The following is an 876-nucleotide window of genomic DNA, read 5'->3' as shown; positions in this document are numbered from 1 at the left end:
GCCTAACTTTGTTTTAGGGCGACTGCCCTGCTGCGTAACATCGTTGCTGCTCCATAACATCAAACATCGACCCACGGCGTAACGCGCTTGCTGCTTGGATGCCCGAGGCATAGACTGTACAAAAAAACAGTCATAACAAGCCATGAAAACCGCCACTGCGCCGTTACCACCGCTGCGTTCGGTCAAGGTTCTGGACCAGTTGCGTGAGCGCATACGCTACTTGCATTACAGTTTACGAACCGAACAGGCTTATGTCCACTGGGTTCGTGCCTTCATCCGTTTCCACGGTGTGCGTCACCCGGCAACCTTGGGCAGCAGCGAAGTCGAGGCATTTCTGTCCTGGCTGGCGAACGAGCGCAAGGTTTCGGTCTCCACGCATCGTCAGGCATTGGCGGCCTTGCTGTTCTTCTACGGCAAGGTGCTGTGCACGGATCTGCCCTGGCTTCAGGAGATCGGAAGACCTCGGCCGTCGCGGCGCTTGCCGGTGGTGCTGACCCCGGATGAAGTGGTTCGCATCCTCGGTTTTCTGGAAGGCGAGCATCGTTTGTTCGCCCAGCTTCTGTATGGAACGGGCATGCGGATCAGTGAGGGTTTGCAACTGCGGGTCAAGGATCTGGATTTCGATCACGGCACGATCATCGTGCGGGAGGGCAAGGGCTCCAAGGATCGGGCCTTGATGTTACCCGAGAGCTTGGCACCCAGCCTGCGCGAGCAGCTGTCGCGTGCACGGGCATGGTGGCTGAAGGACCAGGCCGAGGGCCGCAGCGGCGTTGCGCTTCCCGACGCCCTTGAGCGGAAGTATCCGCGCGCCGGGCATTCCTGGCCGTGGTTCTGGGTTTTTGCGCAGCACACGCATTCGACCGATCCACGGAGCGG

Annotated in this window: 1 protein-coding gene; it reads left to right on the top strand. The window is 59.7% G+C overall.

The features are described from left to right. Positions 1-142 precede the first annotated feature (142 nt). The coding region (gene intI1, locus LU671_RS29305) for a class 1 integron integrase IntI1 (protein ID WP_057514747.1) at positions 143-876 on the top strand (734 nt) is incomplete at its 3' end.

The organism is Pseudomonas sp. NMI760_13, assembly GCF_021283245.1.
Taxonomy (GTDB): Bacteria; Pseudomonadota; Gammaproteobacteria; order Pseudomonadales; family Pseudomonadaceae; genus Aquipseudomonas; species Aquipseudomonas peradeniyensis.
The sequence above is the reverse complement of the archived record's forward strand: the minus strand, read 5'-3'. Positions and strand labels throughout refer to the sequence as shown.